Genomic DNA, 20,976 nt, shown 5'->3' with positions numbered 1-20,976 from the left:
GCTTACTTCGACTCCTTTGCATTGTAGATATCAAGCTGCTCTTGTACATTAAAAGGAACTTCTTCGTACATGATTTCCAGCATATTTGTGACAGTCTGTTTCGGAGCAGCATCCGCTTTCTTGATTGCTGCTTTGATTTCTTCTTTCGCTTGTTCGATCACTTCGTTTTCTTTCTCTTCGCTCCAAAGCCCTTTAGCTTCCAAGTACTTGCGGAAACGGAGAAGTGGATCTTTCTTTTCCCATTCGCTGTCCGTATCGGATGTGCGGTAGCGGGTCGGATCGTCACCAGCCATTGTATGCGGCCCGTAGCGGTAGCAAAGCGTTTCGATCAATGTCGGGCCTTCACCTCTGATAGCGCGCTCGCGTGCATCGCGTGTGACTGCGTAAACTGCCAATGGATCCATTCCATCGACCAATACACCAGGAATCCCTGCGGCAACTGCTTTTTGCGCAATGGTTTTTGCGGAAGTCTGCAATTCACGCGGTGTCGAGATTGCGTACTGGTTGTTCTGCACGATAAAGATCGCCGGCGCACGGAATGCACCTGCAAAGTTGATGCCTTCATAAAAATCGCCTTGCGAAGATCCGCCATCGCCTGTATATGTAATAGCGACCGCTTCTTTTTTGCGTTTCTGCATGCCCAAAGCAACTCCGGCTGCCTGAATGTACTGTGCGCCGATGATGATCTGAGGCGGCAGGATATTCAATCCTTCTGGCATCTGGTTGCCCATGAAGTGCCCGCGCGAGAACAAGAATGCCTGGTGCAACGGCCAGCCGTGCCAGATCAATTGAGGAACGTCGCGGTATCCCGGTAGGATGTAGTCTTCTTTGCTGAGTGCAAAATGGGAAGCAAGCTGAGAAGCTTCCTGCCCCGCAGTCGGCGCATAAAAGCCCAGGCGCCCTTGGCGGTTCAACGAAATGGAACGCTGATCAAGGATACGCGTATAGACCATCCGGCGCATCAATTCCTGAAGATCTTCATCGGATAATTTCGGATCCGCTTCTTCATTGACGATTTCGCCCTCTTCATTCAAAATCTGAACCATTTCAAATTTCTCTTCAATTGCGTGCAGTGTTTCCACTGGTTGGAACTGCATCGATTTTTTCGCAGCCATAAAAGCAACTCTCCTTTATCTGTATTAAAATTATTTAATTCAATTAGTAATACAATACAATTTCTTTCTCAGTATACGTGAGAAAATTTTATGGGTCAATCATACCGAATCTATTATTAGCAAGCATTATAGGAAAATAGAAAATTCAAAATCCAAAAACTGTATCACTATATCTTTCGGTCTGTATTATAAAACAGTTGAGCTTTCCCTCTCCTTTTATAGCACAGAAAAAGCGGCCTTGGAGGCCGCTTTTATTGTTCGCTTTTTTCGATCGTTTCGATCGTTTTGTTTTTCAGCTCATTGAATTCCTCGGTCTGTGTGTTGAACGCTTCGACCGCTTCCTGTACCGCTGTATTTTGTTCGTTCACTGCAAGAGCTTTCTTTTGAAGCTCTTGGAGATTTGCCTCATCATCCAATAGCATTTCATACAGTTCCTGCTGTTGGGCGTTCAGCGTTTCATAGGCTTCAGCGAAAACCGCATGTGCTTCGAAACGCTCCTGCATCTTCGCTTTCAAAGCTTCAAGATCAGACTTGACGGCTTCGTCTTCAGTTTCAGCAATCACCGTATCGATTTCCTTGAAATTTTCTTTGGCGCTGTCCATTGAGGCCGTTTCTGCCTTAAGGAGTTCCAGCCTTTCTTCAGCACTTGCAATCGCTTCTTCAGCATGCCCCTTCACTTCTTCTTGCTGCTCTTGGGTCAAAGACATGATGGACTCGAACAGCTCCTGCTCCTCTTTTTCGAGCTTCTCCATTTCACCTTGTGTTTCGCGGTATTCTTTTTCTGCTTCGAATGTATTTTTCAAGACGCCGTCCAATTGTTCGCCTGCCGCCGGGCCTGAACAAGCCCCTAAAAGCAATGCACTCGAAAAAACGGTCGCTATAACTGCTCTTTTCACGCTTAACCCTCCTCATATCCTACATCAACTATAATCTGGCAAATAAAAAAATACAACCGGGAAAATGGATGTTTTTTCTTTTATAGCGCGGCTTTTTTGGGCTATACTAAAGAGCAGCGGCATGAATGAAAGGATGAATCCACTTGATACTTATGAAAGACATTATACGTGAAGGCCACCCGACACTCCGGATGCGTTCGGAAGAAGTGGCGTTTCCCTTATCCGATGAAGACCGGAAACTCGCTGAAGACCTTTTGATGTATGTAAAAAACAGCCAGGATGAGGAAATGATTGAAAAGTACGATTTGCGGCCAGGGGTCGGAATTGCAGCGCCTCAGGTCAACCAGCCGAAACGGATTTTCGCGCTCCATTTTGATGAGTCGTCGGACGAGAATTTGAGCCTGATTGCCATCAACCCGAAAATCGTCAGCCATTCGGTCGAGCGCTCCTACCTCACTTCCGGCGAAGGATGCCTGTCCGTTGACCGGGCCGTACCAGGTTATGTGCCAAGATATGCCCGCATTACGGTCAAAGCTTTTGATATAGAAGGAAAAGAGTATAAGATGCGATTGAAGGGGCTTCCTGCCATCGCGTTTCAGCACGAACTCGATCATTTGAACGGCATCATGTTCTTCGACCACATCAACCCGAAAAACCCGTTCGCTGAAATTCCAAATGCAACACCAATAGACAGAAGCTCAGGAGATTGATCTCCTGAGCTTCTGTCTTTTTTTTCAGTATACGTTGAATTATTGAAGATCCTATTTATATGCCGCTTCGGCGCTTTGGGCACGGCTCCCACAATGAGCCGAGAAGACCACTCGTCTCATTGCTTCGCCCAGCCCGTAGGCGCGCCGGCGCTAGTATAGTTCATCGAAAGCTAATAACTTACCTATTTAGTGCTGCTGTCTGAGATATGAAGCAAAACAGCGGAGACGCCCGCGGGGCAGCGTAGCGACGACAAAGCCGAGACCCCGCAATCCGCAGAGCGGCTGAGGAGGCTTGGCGCTCGCCTGCAGGCAAGACATCAGCCGAATCCTGCGAAGCTAATGTCTTTGCGACGAAGCTAGCGAAGCGATGCAGGAGCATATTTTTTCAGCGCAGCTGTTTTGCGGAATATCGAGAATAAAAAGTTCTTGCTTCACCGTCTCCCGATACTTTGAAACTTGCTAACATCCAAATGTTTTTATTAAACCAATCCGAAATGGCTGAAGGCTTTTGCTAGCCCGTCTTCGTCGACATGGCTGGTTACGTGCGAAGCAATGGCTTTTGTCTTCTCATGGCCGTTTGCCATCGCCACGCTGATTCCTGCAATCTCCATCATCTGCAGATCATTCAAACCATCACCGAAAGCGATCGTATCTTCTATCGAATGCCCGGTCGCGCGGATCAATTGTTCGATGCCGCTCGCTTTGCTGCCGCCTTTTGGAAGAATATCGCACGACACCCGGTGCCAGCGCACAAAATCCACTTCCTTGAACGTTTCATGGTATTGCCGTTCTTCGGATTCTTCACAGAAAACAAGCGCCTGGTAGATTTCGTTGTCGCTGTGGAACCCTTCTTCCGTCTGGGGATGAGGGAATTTTAAACTTTTGATGCTTTCATCGATATCCGGATGGAAGTCAATCGACGACACCATTTTCAATTCATTCATATAAACAAGCGGATGGTCGCGCTGTCCCGCGAATTCCGTGATCGATTGGAGCGTTTCTGTGTTCAGTGCTTCTTTATGGATCGTTTTCCCTTTATGAACGATGTATTGGCCATTGAAGGAAATATAGGTATCGATGTTCAAGTCTTTGCGGAGCTCTTCGAACATGAAAGGCGCACGTCCAGTGGCAATCGCCAATTCATGGCCCTGCGCTCTCGCTTTGGCAAGGGCCTCTCTTGCACTAGTAGGCAGCTGTTTGTGTGAATTCAATAGCGTGCCATCAATATCCAATAATAATAATTTACCCATGATAAAAAATCTCCATTCAGTATTTAGATTCTCGCTGAGGCTTGTTTCTTTACATTTTTCAGAAAAAACAGTATAATGCCGTCAAGGAGTGAGTTAGCCATGCTGAAACGGATCAAGAGAAAACTTCTCAAGCAGCTAAATGGCATCATGAACAAGAAAAAGATTGCATAATCTTGCGGCCCTTCTTAATAAAATAAGAAGGGCTATTCTTTATTTTAAAACAGTGTCATGATAATATAAAGAAAGTGATTTTATTTGAACGTGCAAAAGGAGAGCAAACTATGATCTTTAAAGTATTATACCAAGAAAACCGTGCAGAGGTGCCAGTTCGCGAAAACACTAAGAGCCTCTATGTTGAAGCTTCATCCGAGCGTGAAGTGAGACAGCACCTGAAAGACCGCAACTATAACATCGAATTCATCCAGCTGCTTGAAGGAAGCCATCTTCAATACGAGCAAGCGAGCGCGAATTTCGAAGTTGAGAGTTTGGAATAACAATGAAATTTGTAAAAAATGACCAAGTTGCTGTTTTCGCCCTCGGCGGACTAGGGGAAATCGGCAAAAACACGTACGGTGTCCAATTCCAGGATGAAATCATTCTGATTGATGCAGGCATCAAATTTCCGGAAGACGATTTGCTCGGAATCGATTATGTTATCCCGGATTACACCTATCTTGTAAAAAATGTCGATAAAATCAAAGGCCTGTTCATCACTCATGGCCATGAAGACCATATCGGCGGAATCCCTTATCTTTTGAAGAAAATCAATATTCCTGTATACGGCGGCAAACTGGCGTTAGGCCTGCTCCGCAAAAAACTGGAAGAACACGGTTTGCTTCGGCAGACTAAGATGATGGAAATCGACGAAGATGAAATCGTCAAGTTCCGCAAGACATCTGTCAGCTTTTTCACTACTACACACAGTATTCCTGATGCATTCGGTGTCGTTGTCAAAACACCGCCAGGCAATATTGTCCACACAGGCGATTTCAAGTTCGACTTCACACCTGTCGGCGAGCCGGCCAACCTTTTGAAAATGGCTCAGATCGGCAGCGAAGGCGTTCTATGCTTGCTTTCAGACAGCACGAATGCCGAAGTTCCCGACTTTACCATGTCGGAACGCAAAGTTGGAGAATCGATCAAAGACATCATGCGCAAAGTCGATGGCCGTCTAATTTTCGCCACTTTCGCTTCCAACATCTATCGTTTGCAGCAAGTAACCGATGAAGCCGTGGCACAAGGCCGGAAGATTGCCGTTTTCGGACGCAGCATGGATAACGCCATGACCATCGGACGCGAGCTAGGCTACATCAACGCTCCTGAAGATGCGTTTGTCGATACCCAGACGCTGAACCGCCTCCCGGCAAATGAAGTGCTCATTTTGTGCACTGGTTCCCAAGGTGAACCGATGGCTGCCCTTTCCCGGATTGCCAACGGCACACACCGCCAGATTCAGATCCAGCCGAATGATACGGTCGTCTTCTCGTCTTCCCCGATTCCGGGCAATACGAGCAGCGTCAACCGTACGATCAATTTACTGTTCCGCGCCGGAGCAGACGTTATCCACGGGTCCCTGAACAATATCCACACCTCCGGACACGGATCTCAGCCGGAAAACAAATTGATGCTGCGATTGATCAAACCGAAATTCTTCATGCCGATCCACGGCGAATACCGCATGCAGAAAATCCATGCACAGCTTGCAGTGGACTGCGATGTACCGCTTGAGAACACATTCGTCATGGAAAATGGCGACGTGCTCGCCATGAGCCAGGACGAAGCTTCTGTTGCCGGCCGCATCCCTTCCGGCGATGTCTACATCGACGGCAGCGGAATTGGCGATATCGGCAATATCGTCCTCCGCGACCGTCGTGTCCTTTCAGAAGAAGGATTGGTGATCGTGGTCGTCAGCGTCGATATGAAGAAAAACAAAATGGTGTCCGGCCCGGATATCATCTCCCGCGGATTTGTCTATATGCGTGAATCCGGCACGATGATCTACGAGGCGCAGCAAATGCTGAACCGCCATTTGAACAAGAAAATCCACGGCAAGAACACGGAATGGGCAGAGCTGAAGAACGACATTTCAGATGTGCTCGGACCATACTTGTACGAAAAAACAAAACGTCGTCCGATGATCCTCCCGATCATCATGGAAGTCTAATAACTTGAAAAAGGAAGTTCCGGCATGCGCCGGAACTTCCTTTTTTTGGTTGCCTTTAGTTCAAAACTTTCTTTTCGAAGCGGTTGATGTCCGCATCAGAACCGATGATGATCAGAACATCTGCTAGCTCGATTTCAAGGTCGGCTTGTGGGGAGACGATGATTTCCCCTTCCCTTTTGATGGCGACGATATTGATGCCGTATTTCGCCCGGATATCGAGGCCGATGAGCGTGCGGCCAGCCAATTTGTCGTTGGCCTGGATTTCCGCAATTGAATGTTCATCGGAGAGCTCCAAATAATCGAGCACGTTATTGGACAGCATGTTGTGTGCAATGCGTATGCCCATATCGCGCTCCGGATGGACCACCCGGTCGGCGCCGATTTTGTTGAGCACTTTCGCATGATAATCGTTCTGTGCTTTGACGGTGATCTGTTTGACCCCGATTTCTTTCAGCATCAGCGTTGTCAGGATGCTCGCTTGGATATTCTCGCCGATTGCGACAATAACGTGTTCGAAATTTCGGATGCCCAGCGATTTTAATACCGTTTCATCCGTCGTATCTGCAACGACCGCCTGTGTCGCGATCGTTGCGAATTCATCCACTCGTTCGCTGTCTTTGTCGATTGCCATTACATCGGCATCTTGTTCAATCAGTTCTCGGACAATGCTGCCGCCGAAACGGCCAAGCCCGATGACCACAAATTCTTTCTTCATGTCCATCCCCCAAATCTTCAGCTTCCCCTCATTTTACCATACTCCCCCTCTCTGTGAAAAAAGATGGCCGGAATTAAAAAACCCCGCTCATCGGCGGGGGTCCAACGGCCGTTTCGGCCGTTTATCGCAATATTCACATGTGATGTCACTGCATTTTTCTTCGCGCCATTCATTGCAGCTCGAACAGTAGCTGGCGTCGAATTCATCATCAAACGTCAATTTCTCCAAGCAGCTATGGCAATACGTATGAACATCCATCCAATTGATGAAGTTCTTGTTTGCCAACAGATAAAGTCCCTGCTCTTCTTGTTTGTAATTCATGATGGAAGATTTTTGCACTACGCGTTTTTTTGGATCCAAAAAAAAGTTCATTTTGCTGTTCATACTGATTTGATCACTCCCAGGGGATAGGTTGAGCTATATTTGCGTCACGATTCGTCAATGTTAAGGCCAGATTAAGAATTATACGTCCATGTTAAGCTTTTGCACTTTCTCTATGATAGTAAAACCTTGCCCTAAAAAGCAATAGATTTGAACTTTAAATAATATAAATATTTATGATTTCCAAAAAGGTTCCTATTTTGTATAATAAAAGATGGTGTTAGTAAACTTTAAATCTACTTTAACTAAACTTTATGGTATTAACGGTTTTTTATTCTATAAGAGATGTGGTGACTGGTATGCAAATCGGCCAAAAAATTAAAAGGCTCCGATTGAAGAACGGGTTGACCCAAGAAGAGCTGGGTGAACGCACTGATCTCAGCAAAGGCTTCATTTCCCAATTGGAGCGTGACATGAATTCTCCTTCGATCGAAACCTTGTTTTCGCTGTTGGAAGTGCTCGGCACGACACCACGGGACTTTTTCGATGACAGCGACAAGGAACCTAAAATCGTCTTCACCCCTTCCGACCATACCGTCCATAAAGATCCGGATGCCGGCTATGAAGTCGACTGGCTCGTTGCCACATCGAACGAAAAGGAAATGGAACCGGTCTTTCTCACCTTGGCGGAAAAAGGAGAATTCAAAAAATTCGAGCCTTCCTTGGCTGAAACTTTTGTCTACGTCCTGAGCGGTAAGGTCCGGCTGTTGCTTGGCAATAAAGAATATACGGCCAGTGAAGGAGATTCCATCTATTATGAAGCTTCCGACCACCATCAATTGGTCAATGATTTTGAAGGACAGACCGAAATGGTGATTGTCGCAACCCAATCTTATCTATGAACCCAGGAGGGATAGCAGAACATGGCAGAAACACCGATTATCCAATTTAACAAGGTTACACAAACATACGACGGGGCCGGCCCCGTCCTCAATAACGTCAGCTTCGAACTCGAACGCGGCAAATTCTATACGCTGCTCGGCCCTTCCGGCTGCGGGAAAACAACGATCCTCCGCCTGATTGCGGGTTTTATTGCCCCGACGCAAGGCGACATATTCATCAAAGGCAAAAAAGTGAACCATTTGCCGGCAAATGAGCGCCAAGTGAATACCGTCTTCCAGGACTATGCACTTTTTCCCCACCTGAATGTTTTTGAAAACGTGGCATTCGGGCTGCGCATCAAAAAAGTGAAAGGCGCGGAAATCAGCCGCCGGGTCCAAGAAGCGCTGGAGTTTGTCAATCTGGCGGGCTACGAAAAACGCGAAATCGCCGAGATGTCAGGCGGGCAGCGCCAACGGGTCGCGATTGCACGGGCCATCGTCAACGATCCTGAAGTGATCCTCCTCGATGAACCGCTGTCGGCGCTGGATTTGAAGCTGCGCACAGAAATGCAGTATGAACTCCGGGAATTGCAGCAGCGCCTCGGGAAGACCTTCATCTTCGTCACGCACGACCAGGAAGAGGCGCTGGCGATGTCCGATGAAATCTTCGTCATGAATGCTGGTGAAATCCAGCAAAGCGGGACGCCAATGGATATCTACGACGAGCCCATCAACCGGTTTGTCGCTGATTTTATCGGCGAGTCGAATATTGTTGAAGGCGAAATGGCCGCAGACTACCGGGTGCGTTTTGCCAATAAGGAATTCCAATGCGTCGACCGCGGCTTGAATCCGAACGAGAAGGTCGAAGTCGTCATCCGTCCGGAAGATCTGGAAATCACTTCTGTGGCCCAAGGAAAAATGGAAGTTGTCGTGGATACCCAATTGTTCCGCGGTGTCCATTTTGAGATCTCGACACTCGATGAAGTCGGCAATGAATGGCTGGTGCATTCGACCAAAAAGGCGGAAGTCGGCGCCCGCATCGGCTTGGATTTTGAACCGGAAGCGATCCACGTCATGCGCTTGAATGAAACGGAAGAAGCATTCGACGCACGGCTGGAATCGTATGGAGCAGAAAGCCATGAAAAATAGTTCATCGCGCCCACTGTACCTGATCCCTTATTATCTTTGGATTGCGCTGTTCGTGATCGCCCCGATCGCGCTTATCGCTTATTATTCATTTTTCGATCTGGCAGGCGATTTTACGCTTGCAAATTACCGGAACTTTTTCTCATCTGTCTATCTGCAGTTGACGCTCAGCTCGTTTTGGTACGCTTTTCTGATCACGGTGTTTTCATTGCTGGTCGCCTATCCGGCTGCCTACTGGCTGACCAAAGCCAAGCACAAGCAATTGTGGCTGCTTCTGATCATCGTTCCGTCCTGGATTAACCTTTTGTTGAAAGCATATGCCTATATTGGGATATTCGGCTTGTACGGACCTGCCAATAAATTGCTTGAAGTGCTCGGCATCGGCAAACAGCAGATCCTGTTCACCGACTTCAGCTTCATTTTTGTATCGGTCTATATTTTTATCCCGTTCATGATCCTTCCGATCTTCAATTCATTGGATAAATTGAACCCGGCGCTGATCGATGCCTCACGGGATCTGGGAGCTTCTTCATGGATGACATTCCGCCGCGTCATTTTCCCACTCGCCATCAACGGCGTGAAATCGGGTGTCCAGGCGGTCTTCATCCCTGCCCTTTCGCTGTTCGTCATCACGCGGCTGATTGCCGGAAACAAGGTCATCACATTAGGTACGGCAATTGAACAACAATTCCTGGTCACCCAGAACTGGGGAATGGGATCGACCATCGCCGTCTTCCTGATCCTATTCATGATCATCATTATGATGCTGACCGGCCCTAGAGACAAAGGAGGTGCAGCCCATGGGAAAATTAAGTAATGCCGGAAAAGCCTATTTGGCCGTGGTGTTCATCATCCTGTATGCACCGATCTTTTATTTGATGTTTTATTCATTCAATAGCGGAGGCACAATGTCGAGTTTCGAAGGGTTCACACTCGAACATTACGGAGCCGTCTTCAGTGATACCCGCCTCATCATCATTTTGATGAACACGGTGATCGTGGCCCTCCTTTCTTCATTGGCTGCGACGGCAATCGGCGTGCTCGGCGCAATTGGCATCGTCTTTTTGCGAAATCCGAAAATGCGCAATGCCGTCCTGTCGCTGAACAATATTCTGATTGTCAGCCCGGACGTCATCATCGGCGCATCTTTCCTGATTCTGTTCACAATGGTGGGCGTCAAGCTCGGATTCGCTTCCGTGCTGATTTCCCATATCGCCTTCAGCATCCCGATTGTCGTCATCATGGTGCTGCCGAAACTGCAGGAAATGAGCAGTTCGCTGCTTGATGCGGCCGCTGACCTCGGCGCCACCAAGCGGGATATCCTGACACGTGTCATCATCCCCTATATCAAACCGGGGATCTTCGCCGGATTCTTCCTGGCGCTCACCTACTCGCTCGATGATTTCGCGGTCACCTTTTTCGTTACAGGGAACGGGTTCTCCACCCTGTCCGTCGAAATCTATTCGATGGCCAGATCCGGCATCACGCTGACCATCAACGCATTGTCGACGCTGATATTCGTGGTGACTCTTGGTCTTGTCATCGGCTATTATTACTTTAACCAGCGGTCGCGGAATACTACCGGAACGGGGGCTTCCAGATGAAAAGCATCATTCAGGCCAGTGTAACGATTCTTGCCGTTTCTGCTTTGCTGCTGTTCGGCGTGTCAATGCTTGAAAAGAGCTCCGCGACAACCGGCGGCGGTTCAATCAGCATCTATAACTGGGGCGAATACATCGACCCCGAACTGATCGAACAGTTCGAAGAAGAAACGAATATCAACGTCGTCTATGAAACGTTCGACTCCAACGAATCGATGATGACGAAAATCGAACAAGGCGGCACTTCCTACGACGTTGCCATGCCGTCGGAATACGCGATAGAGAAAATGAAGGAAAATGACTTGTTGATTCCAATCGACTTGGACAAGATACCGAACCTAAAAAATATCGACCCGTACTTTTTGGACCTCCCTTTTGACCCAGGCAATGAATATTCCGTGCCTTATTTCTGGGGGACCGTCGGCATCGCATTCAATCCGGAACTTCTCGATGGCCAGACGTTCGAGAGCTGGGATGATCTATGGGATCCAGGCCTTGAGCAGGAAGTGATCCTTGTCGACGGCGCCCGCGAAGTCATCGGCATGGGCTTGAACAGCCTCGGCTACTCGCTCAATTCAAAAGACAGCGGCCAACTTCGCGAAGCGACCGATAAATTGAAAACGCTTGGACCGAACGTCAAAGCGGTTCTCGGCGATGAGATTGTCGAAATGATGCGGCGTGAAGAAGCGGCCGTCGCCTTGACTTGGTCGGGCCAAGCGGCAGATATGATGTTCGTCAATGAAAACATCGATTTCGCTGTCCCGGAAGAAGGTTCCAATCTGTGGTTCGACAATATGGTCATTCCGAAGACTGCCGGCAATGTGGAAGGCGCGCATCAGTTCATCAATTTCATGCTCGATGCCGAAGTTGCGGCGCAAAACACTGAATACGTTGGCTACTCGACTCCGAACCAGGCAGCCACAGAGTTGATGGATCCGGAAGTCACAGCCGATGAACGCTTTTACCCGACAGAGGAAATGCGGGAGCGCCTCGAAGTATACGAGAACCTCGGACTCGAGATGCTCGGAACATATAACGAACTGTTTTTGGAATTCAAGATGGATATGGAAGAGTAACAGGCAGATTTTTCTGCCTGTTTTTTTATTGGGCATGCGGGTATGGTATTTCTATAACTTTGTGATAAACTTTTAGTCACACGAAATAAATAGAGAGAAGGATACGATATGGCCCAACGCTCAAATAAATTCGCATTATATGTGCTGATGTTCAATATGTTTATCGCCATGAGCGGCATCGGGCTCATCATCCCGATCATGCCTGAATACCTGGACACATTCGGAGTCGCCGGACAGGCTCTCGGCACGCTGATCGCCACTTTTGCTTTAGCGCAATTCCTGTTTTCGCCGCTATCCGGAGAACTGTCGGACAGATACGGCCGGAAAAAGCTGATCATCATCGGCCTCATCATCTTCGGTTTGTCCCAGCTGGTATTCGGACTGGCTCCAAGCCTTTGGGTGTTGTATGTCGCCCGGTTCTTCAGCGGGCTCGGAGCTGCATTTCTGATTCCGCCTATGATGGCATTCGTGGCAGACATTACCACTTATGAAGAGCGCGGCAAAGGCATGGGGCTGCTCGGCGCCTCGATGTCGCTCGGCTTCATGGTCGGGCCCGGCTTCGGTGGCTTCCTTGCAGAAGTCAGCCTGCAATTCCCCTTCTTCGTGGCTACTATTGTGGCTCTTGCAGCAGCAGGCATTTCTTTTGTTGCCCTGCCGAATGTCGCGCCTACGATTGAAGCGGCTCCCGCCAAGCGGGAAAACCTGCTTCAGCAAATGAAACGCTCGACGTATACACCGTATTTCGTCATGCTATTGGTGATGTTCATCTTTGCCTTCGGGCTGGCGAATTTCCAATCGACCATTGCCCTGTACGTCGATAAGAAATACCAGTTCACCCCTAAAGAAATTGCGGTACTTATCACTATCGGCGGATTTGTCGGGGTCATCGTCCAGACATTTGTCATCGACAAACTCTTCAAACGCTTCGGCGAGATGAAAGTGATTTTGGTCAACCTGCTGATTTCTGCAGCCGCCATGATCGGCGTCCTGTTCGTCAGCACGTTCTGGACGATCCTTCTTGTTTCTGCGGTCTTCTTTACAGCCGCTTCCCTGCTCCGTCCGGCGATCAATACCCTTATTTCCAAACTCGCCGGCAATGAGCAAGGGTTCGCAGCCGGCATGAACAATGCCTACATGAGCCTCGGGAATATGATCGGACCGGCCCTTGCAGGCATCCTGTTCGATATTGACATGAGCTTCCCGTATATTTTCGGAACTGCCATATTGATCGCTTGTTTCTTCATCGCAAATGTCTGGTCAATGCGCAAACAAGATCTGTTGGCTGAAAGCCGGACTTAAAGAAAAGCGGAGGCGCCTGTCCAGATTCGACGGGCATAAGACAGACCGGCAAAGCGGCGCTTTTTGCCGCAAAGCCGGGTTGGCTTATGACCCCGAGAATCTAGGCGCCGGAGTCTCGACATAGAAAAGCGGAGGCGCCTTGATGGGCCCGACAAAATAAAACACAAAAAAAGCGAAAAAGAGGTCATCCCCTCTTTTTCGCTTTTATTAATTGTTCAATAGCTGCTGGTGCAGCCCTTTGTTCCAGTTTTTGCCGCGGTTTGCGGACAGGCATCTTCAAGCCGAATCTCCTGATGGTGATGTCAGCGAAAAACAGCAGCATCGCCAGGAAAACCAGCAGATGGCGGATTGGCTGCCGGGTTCCGCCTTCAAACGGAATATCCCGGAAAGAGGCTTCAAGCGATTCCACAACCTGCCCTCCGCTCCGTTCAGCAAGCGCAGAAAGCAGTGGCAGGTTCGGCTGGCTCATCTTGTATTCATCGCCGTAAGGGATCGTCAGGCCAGTCTTATAGCGTTCGCCATTTTCATTGGAAATGCTGAAAAACACAATGCCCGGTTCTGCATCGATGGAAACTTCCACTTTCCCCGGTGCAACCGGCTCTGCTTGGAGCGGCACGTTCTTCCCTTGCTCATCCACCGCCTTCACGTCGATTATGGCCGACTTGCGCGACGGGTCTTCCACCAAATAGACGCCTTGCCCTTGGCCTGTGACAGAGAACGGGATTTCTTCGAATGACGGCAACAGTTCAGAAACGGTCCGGTTCCAAAAAGCCGGCCAGTTTTTCCAATTTTGGAATCCGCCGCTCCACGCGCCGCTTCCGGACATGTATGCAACGGTTCGGCCAAGGCCGTAATTCCATTCAGCCAGCACCGGATCTCCCTGATCGCTCTCCAGGGCAATCGACGCCGCGCTTTTCGCCGTCGTCGCAATATAGGCATTCATTTCGGGGACTCCATCATTGAACAGGTCGGACCATCCGCTTTGATAGACAGTCGGATAGAAGGGCTCGTCGACGATATACGTCCTCGACATCATGATCGTCTCACGCGACAAGATAGCCGGGATTGTCGTAGCGTCTGATACATCGTAATAGCGTCCGCTCCCTGTTTGCGCAAGCGATTCAAGGAGGCCTTTGTCGGCATCGTCCCCGATCGAAACGGTCGACAGCGTAATGTTATTGTCTTTGCCTCCTTCGATCAAGGCGTCGTAGTCATTTGACGTAGCCGACTGTCCGTCTGTCAGCAAAATGATGTGCTTGCGCTGAAGCTTCAAGTTTTCGAGCTGTGCATACGCCTCTCCCAATGAATTGTAGATTTCCGTCCCGCCGCCCGGTGTGACCGAAAGAACTTTGTCGATCGCCTCTTTCGGATCGCCGAGCTTTTCCGTCGGGATGATCTGCCACGGCTTATCATCAAACGCTATGACGCCGACCGTATCATCTTCTCGTAAAAGCTCCAGGGAGCGGGCGGCCGCTTCTTTTGCCAATTCCATTTTGACGCCGCCCATGCTTCCGGAACGGTCCATGACGATGACCAATCCAAGCGATGGCAATTCATGCTTGCCTTTCACTTCCATTTCCACCGGCAGAATCCGCTCGATCGGAGTCTTGAAATAGCCGCCAAGGCCATAGCTCTGGTCTCCGCCGGCCATCATGAATCCGACGCCGAACTCCTGGACCGCCTGTTCAATGACATTCATCTGCTGCGCACCGATGTCTGTGCCGGATACATTATCAAAAATAATGGCATCGTATTTGAGAATAGAGGAAAGGTTTGCCGGCAATGCGGCTGCCGGCAGTTCGGTGATGCCGATATTGCTGATGTCGACCAGTGAGGGAATCGGACTCCCTTCGCTCCCGCTGACTACCAGCAGTTCAGGATTTCCTTCCACTTCGGTCAAACTGGCCAGTGCATTGTTTTCAATGAACCCGTCCTGCTCCAATTCGAGGCGGGCTTCATATTTCACTAAACCCTCGCTTGCTGCTGGAAAGGTGTAGGAAAAGAGGTTCTGGCCGGCAGCCAATGCAATGTCCTGGCGGGAAATTTCTGCATCGTCAGCCGTAAACACCAGTTCTCCTTTTGTTTCTTTGTCCGAAAGGATGGTGACGGAAAACGGCTGTGCTTCGCCAAGAAAAGCATCTGCAGGCGTTTCAAAACTTGCAATCGCAGCATCGCCTCCCGCTTTCTGCTCGAGCGGCCAGACATCGATCTGGACACGGTCGGAAGCGTGGCGCGCCAACCCTTCTAGCGCTGAGCCCCTGGTTTCATTGCCATCGCTTAACAGGACGATGCGGGTCGCCAATTCTGTGTCACCGCTATTGGCTGCTAGTTGGAGCGCCTGTTCGATATCCGTATGCCGCTGGCTGCTCTGGACCGCATCGAGCGGCAGAGGCCCGAGGTCTTTTGAAACCGGCAAAAGCGTCTGGAAATCTTCCGCAAACGAATAAACGCCTGCAAGTTGCGAGTCCTTCTTATTTGCTGCCGCTGCTTCAATCGCTGTTGCCACCTCTTTTTCCATCCCGTCCATTGATGCAGACCGGTCGAACAAGAAGATGACCTGTTCTTTAGCCTCCGGCCGGAAAAGGGAAGGTTCGGCGAGTGCGAAGACCAAGCATAATACAGCCGCAACCCTCAGCAGGAAAACAGCCCGGAAAGGACGGGCAAGCTTTTTGAAGTTCCGGTAGCCGGCAAATGCGAAATATGCGGCTGCGGGCACCAGGAGCCACAGCCAAAGAGGGTTATCTACGAGCAATTCCACGGCGGTACACCTCCCACTCTGCAATCAGCAGCAAAAGAATCACAACAATCAGCCACGGCATGACAGAATGGCGCACCGTCTCAGCCTTTTCGGCAGCTTCGCCAATTCTGTAGGACGTTCCTGCGGCGAGCATCTTTTCTTCATTGCTGAGGCGGACAATCAGCTTCATGGCTTCATCTTCCCCGACCACATTGTAAACGCCCGGTTCCGCCGGCGCCTTAAAGGCTCCTTGTCCTTCTAGATAAGAAGACAAATAGGCATCTTCTTTGAAAATCTCCCATTCGCCGCTGTCCGATGCAAGGGCAACGGACCGGTATTCATTAGGCTGAAAGAATCCGAGAAAATCTCCGCTTTGCGAAAGCGACTGTACAGCACTCCACAAGAACAGCGGAAACGACGGATTCAACGGCCAATCGGTTGACTGGATATCTGCCAGAACGGCAATGTCCCCCTCCGGCGACAGCTGGATGAACGGCTGCCCTCCAATGGAAGCCAGCGTCTCATACCCGTCAAACCCAGGGTAAAGGTGCGATACAAACACCCCATCAAGCGGAGCATAGGCTAGGAGCGGATGATCCATCCACTCAATTTTGCCGGACACTTCGACAGGTGATGCATCATTCCTGCCCAGCAGCAGGACCGGGGCCGGGTTAGCCAGCAAATCGGTCTGATTGGTGGCGATAGGAGCCCCCGTGCTCTTGCCGACGGCATCCGATTCCATCAATACAGCTTCCATGCCCAATGCACTGAATCCGCTTGCCACCAATTCGTGGAGAGCGGCATCCAGGTAGATTTGATCCACTGGCTGTTGAAGAATCGCGGACATCTCGTTATCCGCTTTATACTCATCGCCGATCTGCAATTCCGCACGCCAAACATTCCCGTTCGCCAATCCTTCGAACGGTACCACGATTTCAGCCCCGGCATCTAGGACAACCGGTTTCTGTTGCCGTGTTCCGCTATCGGACGTGACGATGATTTCCCCTGCCAGTTTTTCTGTGCCATGGTTTGCTGCCTGGACGATGGCGCGCACCCCCCCTTCGCCTTCAGCAAGGCCGAACTGCAGAACCGATGCATTGGCAAGCGGCCGCTCCATCCCATGAACGACATAAGCACGGCCGGTTTTACCGGCTAAGCGCCCGCGGTCAAGCGCATCGGTGAACACGTGGATCACGGCCGATTCATCGCCTGCGAGCGACTCAGCATACAACAGCGCCTGTTCCATTTCTTCATTTCCATAATCCACTTCCAAGCCGTCAATCGTTTCCAGCAATTTTTCGGTTTCCTGCTCTTCCCGCACCAGCACTTCCGGCGACTCTCCGGCGGTGACTATGGTCACTGGTTTTCCGCCTGCCTCTTCCGCCAGTTCCCGCATTTTTTCCTGCTGCACTTCAAACTGGCTTGGCGAGCCGGCTAGCATCGTCGCTGAAGTATCCACCACGAAGATGAATTCATTGCCTTCGAGCCCTTCATCTTCCAAATAAGGCCCCATCAAGGCCAACACACAAAGAACCAGCGCCGCCATCTGTAAATAAAACAAAAGGTGATGCTGCAATTTTTTCAGGTAAGGCGAGGCCTGGATTTCCTTCATCATCTCTTCCCAGAATAGGAGAGAAGAAATCTTTTGGTCCTTGTATTTCTTGCGGAAAAAATAATACAGAATGACTGCCAGCGGCATGATCGCCGTCCAGAGCCAAAGCCAATTCGAGAAGTTCATGCCGCTTCACCTCATTCGATCCATTTTTTTTTGGCCAGCTGCTTGAACAGGGCATGCTGGATGCCTTCTTCGATATGGAGCTGTTCGAGCCGGACTCCGTGTTTTGCACAAAGCGACTCCAATCCTTTTTGGTGCATTTCCCTTTTCTTTTCATAAGCTGCCAGGGTCTGCGCCCCCATTGTTACATTCAGCGGCTCGCCGGTTTCCTGATCGAGAAGCCGGACATCGCCTGTGAACCGGGGATTCCGTTCGTCTTCCGTGCTCACTTGCAAAAACCGTACATCATGGGCATACCGGGGTGCCTGGCGAAACAGCCCCTGCCAGTCCTCCAGCGGCTCCAGGCCGTCCGAGATGATGAACAGCACCGTCGAATCCTTCGCGGCATGGAAACTTGCCGTTCTCGCAAAAGATAGTTCTTCCGGGTCCGGCAAACCGGCCATGAAGTATTCGAAGAGCTTTCGCTGGGACTTCCCTTTTTTCCGAAATGGCGCTGCAGCCAACGAGCCGATCGACATCGACAGCCGGTCGTCGTGGCTCAGCACCATCAAGCCTAGTGAAAACGCGAGCTGCTTGGCAAACAGCCATTTATCCGCCATCGATTTCGAACTGTCGAGCAGGAGATGGACCCTCATTTCCTGCTCATCAAGAAATCTTTTTATGTAGACCCGCTCGGTCCGGGCATAGACGTTCCAATCGATATGCCGGACATCATCTCCCGCATGGTATTCACGGAAATCCGAGAAGTCGAGTGAAGAGCCGAACCGTGCGGAGCGGTGCGACCCTTTATGGTGTCCGCGTATCTTCGCTTTAGTCGCAATGGAGTAGCGGCTCAGGTGGCTGATCCAGTCGGCTGGCAGCTGGAGGTTCATTTCAGAACGCCTCTTCCTGCCCCTTGAAGAATCGCGTCGATCAGTCCATCGGCCTTCTTTCCTTCCGCTTCCCCTTCGTAATTCAGCAGCAAGCGATGCCGCAGCACGGGTTTCGCGACATGCTTCAAATCTCCGATCGACACGTGGTAGCGCCCTTCCATCAAGGCACGCGCCTTCGCCAGCTTGATCAGGCTCTGCAGACCGCGCGGGCCGCTGCCATATTGGATAAACTGCTGCACCCCGTCAATTTCAGAAGTGTGCGGATGGGTGTTCTGGATAATATCCACCGCAACCATCAAGATGTCGTCAGCAATCAAAACCGACTTGACCATCTCTTGTGCTTCCAGAAGCGACGCTGCATCCATTTTTTTATTCAAAGCGATCGACTCGGATCCGGTAGTCCGCCTGCTGATTTCCGCCAACTCCTGGCGCGTCGGATAAGCAATAAGAATTTTGCATAAAAAGCGGTCCATTTGTGCTTCAGGAAGCGGATAGGTCCCTTCCATTTCAATCGGGTTCTGGGTGGCCAGGACGAAAAAAGGCCGGGCCATCGGTTTTGTATCGCCAAGCACCGTCACGGTTTTTTCCCCCATCGCTTCAAGCAAGGCACTTTGCGTTTTCGGCGTAGCGCGGTTGATCTCATCAGCTAGAACCATCTGATGGAAAATCGGGCCTTCGCGGAATGAAAACTGCTGGCGCCCGTCCATATCCCGTTCGATCAGGCTGGTGCCTGTAATATCCGAAGGCATCAAGTCGGGAGTGAACTGTATCCGTGAAAAAGACAAATCCAGGACATCGGAAATTGTCCGGATCAGCATGGTTTTCCCAAGGCCGGGCAGCCCCTCGAGCAACGCGTGGCCGTCTGCCAAAACGGCATACAATGAAAAATCGATCGCTTCTTCCTGTCCGACGATAAATTGCTTGATTTCTTCCCGGACCTCCTGGAGCCGGCTGCTCATCCCGGTAAATTGTTCTGCTGTATACGCCATGCTATCCCTGCTTTCTATTGGTTGGATTGGATTGTTGTAAAATATTGTTCGACTATCTTCTGCAGATCTGCCGGCAGCTTCATTTGCTCGGCGCTGGAGAAATAGGAGTCGGAATAACTCCCGACGACTTCAGAATACGGCCGTACCGTCCCCCGCTCGGCTGGAACTTTCCCTTCCCGTTGTTCTGCTGCTTCCCCTTCGCCTGCTTCTCCGCTGTCCACAGTAGTCTCACTTGATCCGCCGATGCGTTCCGGAACTGTCAGCAATTCTCTGCTGCCCTGGCCAGAACCACCTTGGAGGCCTTGCCCCTGGCCTTGACCTTGTCCTTGTCCCTGTCCTTGGCCCTGCCCTTGGCCTTGACCCTGTCCTTGGCCTTGCCCCTGGCCTTGACCTTGCCCTTGACCTTGCCCTTGTCCCTGTCCTTGACCCTGTCCTTGACCCTGTCCTTGGCCTTGGCCTTGGACCTGGCCTTGGCCGGATCCTTCGCTTGATTCCGCTCCTTCACTTTCCCCAGCGTCACCGGATTCCCCACTTCCTTCCGTTGCTCCTTCTCCAGAAGCAGATCCGCTTTCTTGGCCGGAAGTCTGCTCTCCAGTTGAGCCCGTTCTTGCTTTCGCTCCGTTATTGGCGATTGTCTGCTGCAGCGGGAAAGCGACCGGCTTGCCCATATTGCTTAAAGCCGTCTGGGCTTTTCCAGCTTCTCCTGCCAACTTCCCTGCCGCCTGCCCGGCATCTTTTCCCTGTTCCTTTGCAGCTTTCGCGGCTTCAGCAGCCAGCTGTTTTTCCTGCTGCGCAAATTCTTTCTGTTTCTTGACCATTTCTTTCAATGCCGCTTCAGCAGTCTCGCTTTCTTTGACCTTTTCTGCCAGTTCCCGGAGCTCTTCTTTCACCCCTTCGGTTTCTGCTTCTTTTTCAGCTTCTTCGACTTTTTCCGCCATTTCTTCAATGATTCCGCGCTCCTGCTCGATATCTTTTGCCTGCATTTGCGTAGAGCTTGGAAAAGCGATCAAGAGGCCTAAAGCAATCAAAGCAGCTAGTGTACCAAATAGCCATCTAGCCTGCAGCCACCCCTTCGGCTCTTTTTGGAACAGTTTAAAGCTATAAGGCAAGATGTCTGCCGTTTTCTTCGCCAGAACTGCTCCTAATCCGCTCATTCCGTCCGTCTGCCATACAGTCAGCAGCTGATTATGCGGCGTGAAGCGGTCGAGTTCGAGGACTGCCTCATGTCTGCCCGGCATTTTGCGCAATGTAAAGCCAAGCCAAGCAGCTAGTAAAAGGCCGCCGGCTGCATATGAATAAAATCCATAATAAGGAAGCACAAACAACCGGGAAATCAGCAGCATCACCACTGCAGCTGCCAGCCCCCAAAAGACGGCTTGCTGGAAGGCCTGGCTGATCGCCAAAAGCTTCAAGCGGTTTCCGGTTTTATTGACATAGCGCACGATTTCCCGATTGTTCATGTAAATCCC

Annotated in this window: 19 protein-coding genes; 9 read left to right on the top strand and 10 right to left on the bottom strand. The window is 50.4% G+C overall.

Features of this window, described 5'->3' with window-relative positions:
• Positions 1–2 precede the first annotated feature (2 nt).
• Together pdhA and ACFSDB_RS05300 are read right to left on the bottom strand one after the other, a co-directional pair.
• A complete protein-coding gene (gene pdhA, locus ACFSDB_RS05305) occupies positions 3–1,115 on the bottom strand; it encodes a pyruvate dehydrogenase (acetyl-transferring) E1 component subunit alpha (protein ID WP_204892624.1) in 1,113 nt (370 codons plus the stop codon).
• Positions 1,116–1,366: 251 nt separating this feature from the next.
• Positions 1,367–2,011: a YkyA family protein gene (locus ACFSDB_RS05300; protein WP_204892625.1), complete on the bottom strand. Its 645-nt coding sequence runs from the start codon at positions 2,009–2,011 to the stop codon at positions 1,367–1,369.
• Positions 2,012–2,154: 143 nt separating this feature from the next.
• Here ACFSDB_RS05300 and def point away from each other — a divergent pair, with 143 nt between their 5' ends.
• Positions 2,155–2,721 (top strand): peptide deformylase, encoded by a 567-nt coding sequence (gene def / locus ACFSDB_RS05295; RefSeq protein WP_204892626.1) that lies wholly within the window; start codon positions 2,155–2,157, stop codon positions 2,719–2,721.
• A gap of 479 nt (positions 2,722–3,200) precedes the next feature.
• On the opposite strand, the gene ACFSDB_RS05290 is transcribed toward def, so the two are convergent.
• Positions 3,201–3,971 carry a Cof-type HAD-IIB family hydrolase gene (locus ACFSDB_RS05290; RefSeq protein WP_204892627.1) on the bottom strand — a complete coding sequence of 257 codons (771 nt, stop codon included), beginning with the start codon at positions 3,969–3,971 and terminating at the stop codon, positions 3,201–3,203.
• A 281-nt stretch (positions 3,972–4,252) separates the two neighbouring features.
• Between ACFSDB_RS05290 and ACFSDB_RS05285 the strand changes: the two genes are divergently transcribed.
• Complete coding sequence (locus ACFSDB_RS05285; protein ID WP_204892628.1) at positions 4,253–4,465, top strand: DNA-dependent RNA polymerase subunit epsilon; 213 nt, start codon at positions 4,253–4,255, stop codon at positions 4,463–4,465.
• A gap of 2 nt (positions 4,466–4,467) precedes the next feature.
• Positions 4,468–6,135, top strand: a complete 1,668-nt coding sequence (rnjA, locus tag ACFSDB_RS05280) for a ribonuclease J1 (protein ID WP_204892629.1) — start codon at positions 4,468–4,470, stop codon at positions 6,133–6,135.
• A 55-nt stretch (positions 6,136–6,190) separates the two neighbouring features.
• Here rnjA and ACFSDB_RS05275 read toward each other — a convergent pair whose 3' ends face one another.
• Positions 6,191–6,850 carry a potassium channel family protein gene (locus ACFSDB_RS05275; RefSeq protein ID WP_204892630.1) on the bottom strand — a complete coding sequence of 220 codons (660 nt, stop codon included), beginning with the start codon at positions 6,848–6,850 and terminating at the stop codon, positions 6,191–6,193.
• Between the two features lie 87 nt (positions 6,851–6,937).
• On the bottom strand, positions 6,938–7,171 hold the full coding sequence (locus ACFSDB_RS05270) for a hypothetical protein (protein WP_377339334.1): 234 nt from the start codon (positions 7,169–7,171) through the stop codon (positions 6,938–6,940).
• Positions 7,172–7,530: 359 nt separating this feature from the next.
• On the opposite strand from ACFSDB_RS05270, the gene ACFSDB_RS05265 reads away from it, so the two are divergent.
• The 6 genes from ACFSDB_RS05265 to ACFSDB_RS05240 all read left to right on the top strand — a co-directional run bounded on the left by ACFSDB_RS05265 (position 7,531) and on the right by ACFSDB_RS05240 (position 13,174).
• On the top strand, positions 7,531–8,073 hold the full coding sequence (locus ACFSDB_RS05265) for a helix-turn-helix domain-containing protein (RefSeq protein ID WP_204892632.1): 543 nt from the start codon (positions 7,531–7,533) through the stop codon (positions 8,071–8,073).
• A 21-nt stretch (positions 8,074–8,094) separates the two neighbouring features.
• The gene (locus ACFSDB_RS05260; protein ID WP_204892633.1) at positions 8,095–9,201 is read left to right on the top strand and encodes an ABC transporter ATP-binding protein; all 1,107 of its coding nucleotides are present in this window, start codon (positions 8,095–8,097) and stop codon (positions 9,199–9,201) included.
• Positions 9,191–10,015: an ABC transporter permease gene (locus ACFSDB_RS05255; RefSeq protein ID WP_204892634.1), complete on the top strand. Its 825-nt coding sequence runs from the start codon at positions 9,191–9,193 to the stop codon at positions 10,013–10,015. The genes ACFSDB_RS05260 and ACFSDB_RS05255 overlap by 11 nt, the downstream gene beginning before the upstream one ends.
• A complete protein-coding gene (locus tag ACFSDB_RS05250; protein ID WP_204892635.1) occupies positions 9,999–10,802 on the top strand; it encodes an ABC transporter permease in 804 nt (267 codons plus the stop codon). Before ACFSDB_RS05255 ends, ACFSDB_RS05250 begins: the two co-directional genes overlap by 17 nt.
• The gene (locus tag ACFSDB_RS05245) at positions 10,799–11,875 is read left to right on the top strand and encodes an ABC transporter substrate-binding protein (protein WP_204892636.1); all 1,077 of its coding nucleotides are present in this window, start codon (positions 10,799–10,801) and stop codon (positions 11,873–11,875) included. Before ACFSDB_RS05250 ends, ACFSDB_RS05245 begins: the two co-directional genes overlap by 4 nt.
• Positions 11,876–11,983: 108 nt before the next feature.
• The gene (locus ACFSDB_RS05240; RefSeq protein WP_204892637.1) at positions 11,984–13,174 is read left to right on the top strand and encodes an MFS transporter; all 1,191 of its coding nucleotides are present in this window, start codon (positions 11,984–11,986) and stop codon (positions 13,172–13,174) included.
• Between the two features lie 184 nt (positions 13,175–13,358).
• On the opposite strand, the gene ACFSDB_RS05235 is transcribed toward ACFSDB_RS05240, so the two are convergent.
• Genes ACFSDB_RS05235 through ACFSDB_RS05215 form a run of 5 tightly spaced genes read right to left on the bottom strand, consistent with a single transcriptional unit; the run spans position 13,359 to position 20,967 of the window.
• Entirely contained in the window at positions 13,359–15,932 is a 2,574-nt protein-coding gene (locus ACFSDB_RS05235; RefSeq protein WP_204892638.1) for a VWA domain-containing protein, read from the bottom strand.
• The gene (locus tag ACFSDB_RS05230; protein WP_204892639.1) at positions 15,913–17,649 is read right to left on the bottom strand and encodes a vWA domain-containing protein; all 1,737 of its coding nucleotides are present in this window, start codon (positions 17,647–17,649) and stop codon (positions 15,913–15,915) included. Before ACFSDB_RS05230 ends, ACFSDB_RS05235 begins: the two co-directional genes overlap by 20 nt.
• Before the next feature lie 11 nt (positions 17,650–17,660).
• Positions 17,661–18,518 carry a DUF58 domain-containing protein gene (locus ACFSDB_RS05225; protein WP_204892640.1) on the bottom strand — a complete coding sequence of 286 codons (858 nt, stop codon included), beginning with the start codon at positions 18,516–18,518 and terminating at the stop codon, positions 17,661–17,663.
• On the bottom strand, positions 18,515–19,507 hold the full coding sequence (locus ACFSDB_RS05220) for an AAA family ATPase (protein WP_204892641.1): 993 nt from the start codon (positions 19,505–19,507) through the stop codon (positions 18,515–18,517). Before ACFSDB_RS05220 ends, ACFSDB_RS05225 begins: the two co-directional genes overlap by 4 nt.
• A 14-nt stretch (positions 19,508–19,521) precedes the next feature.
• Positions 19,522–20,967, bottom strand: a complete 1,446-nt coding sequence (locus tag ACFSDB_RS05215) for a hypothetical protein (protein ID WP_204892642.1) — start codon at positions 20,965–20,967, stop codon at positions 19,522–19,524.
• Positions 20,968–20,976: the final 9 nt, after the last annotated feature.

The organism is Planococcus chinensis, assembly GCF_042681545.1.
Classification (GTDB): domain Bacteria; phylum Bacillota; class Bacilli; order Bacillales_A; family Planococcaceae; genus Planococcus; species Planococcus chinensis.
This window is presented reverse-complemented; position numbering and strand designations above follow the sequence as displayed.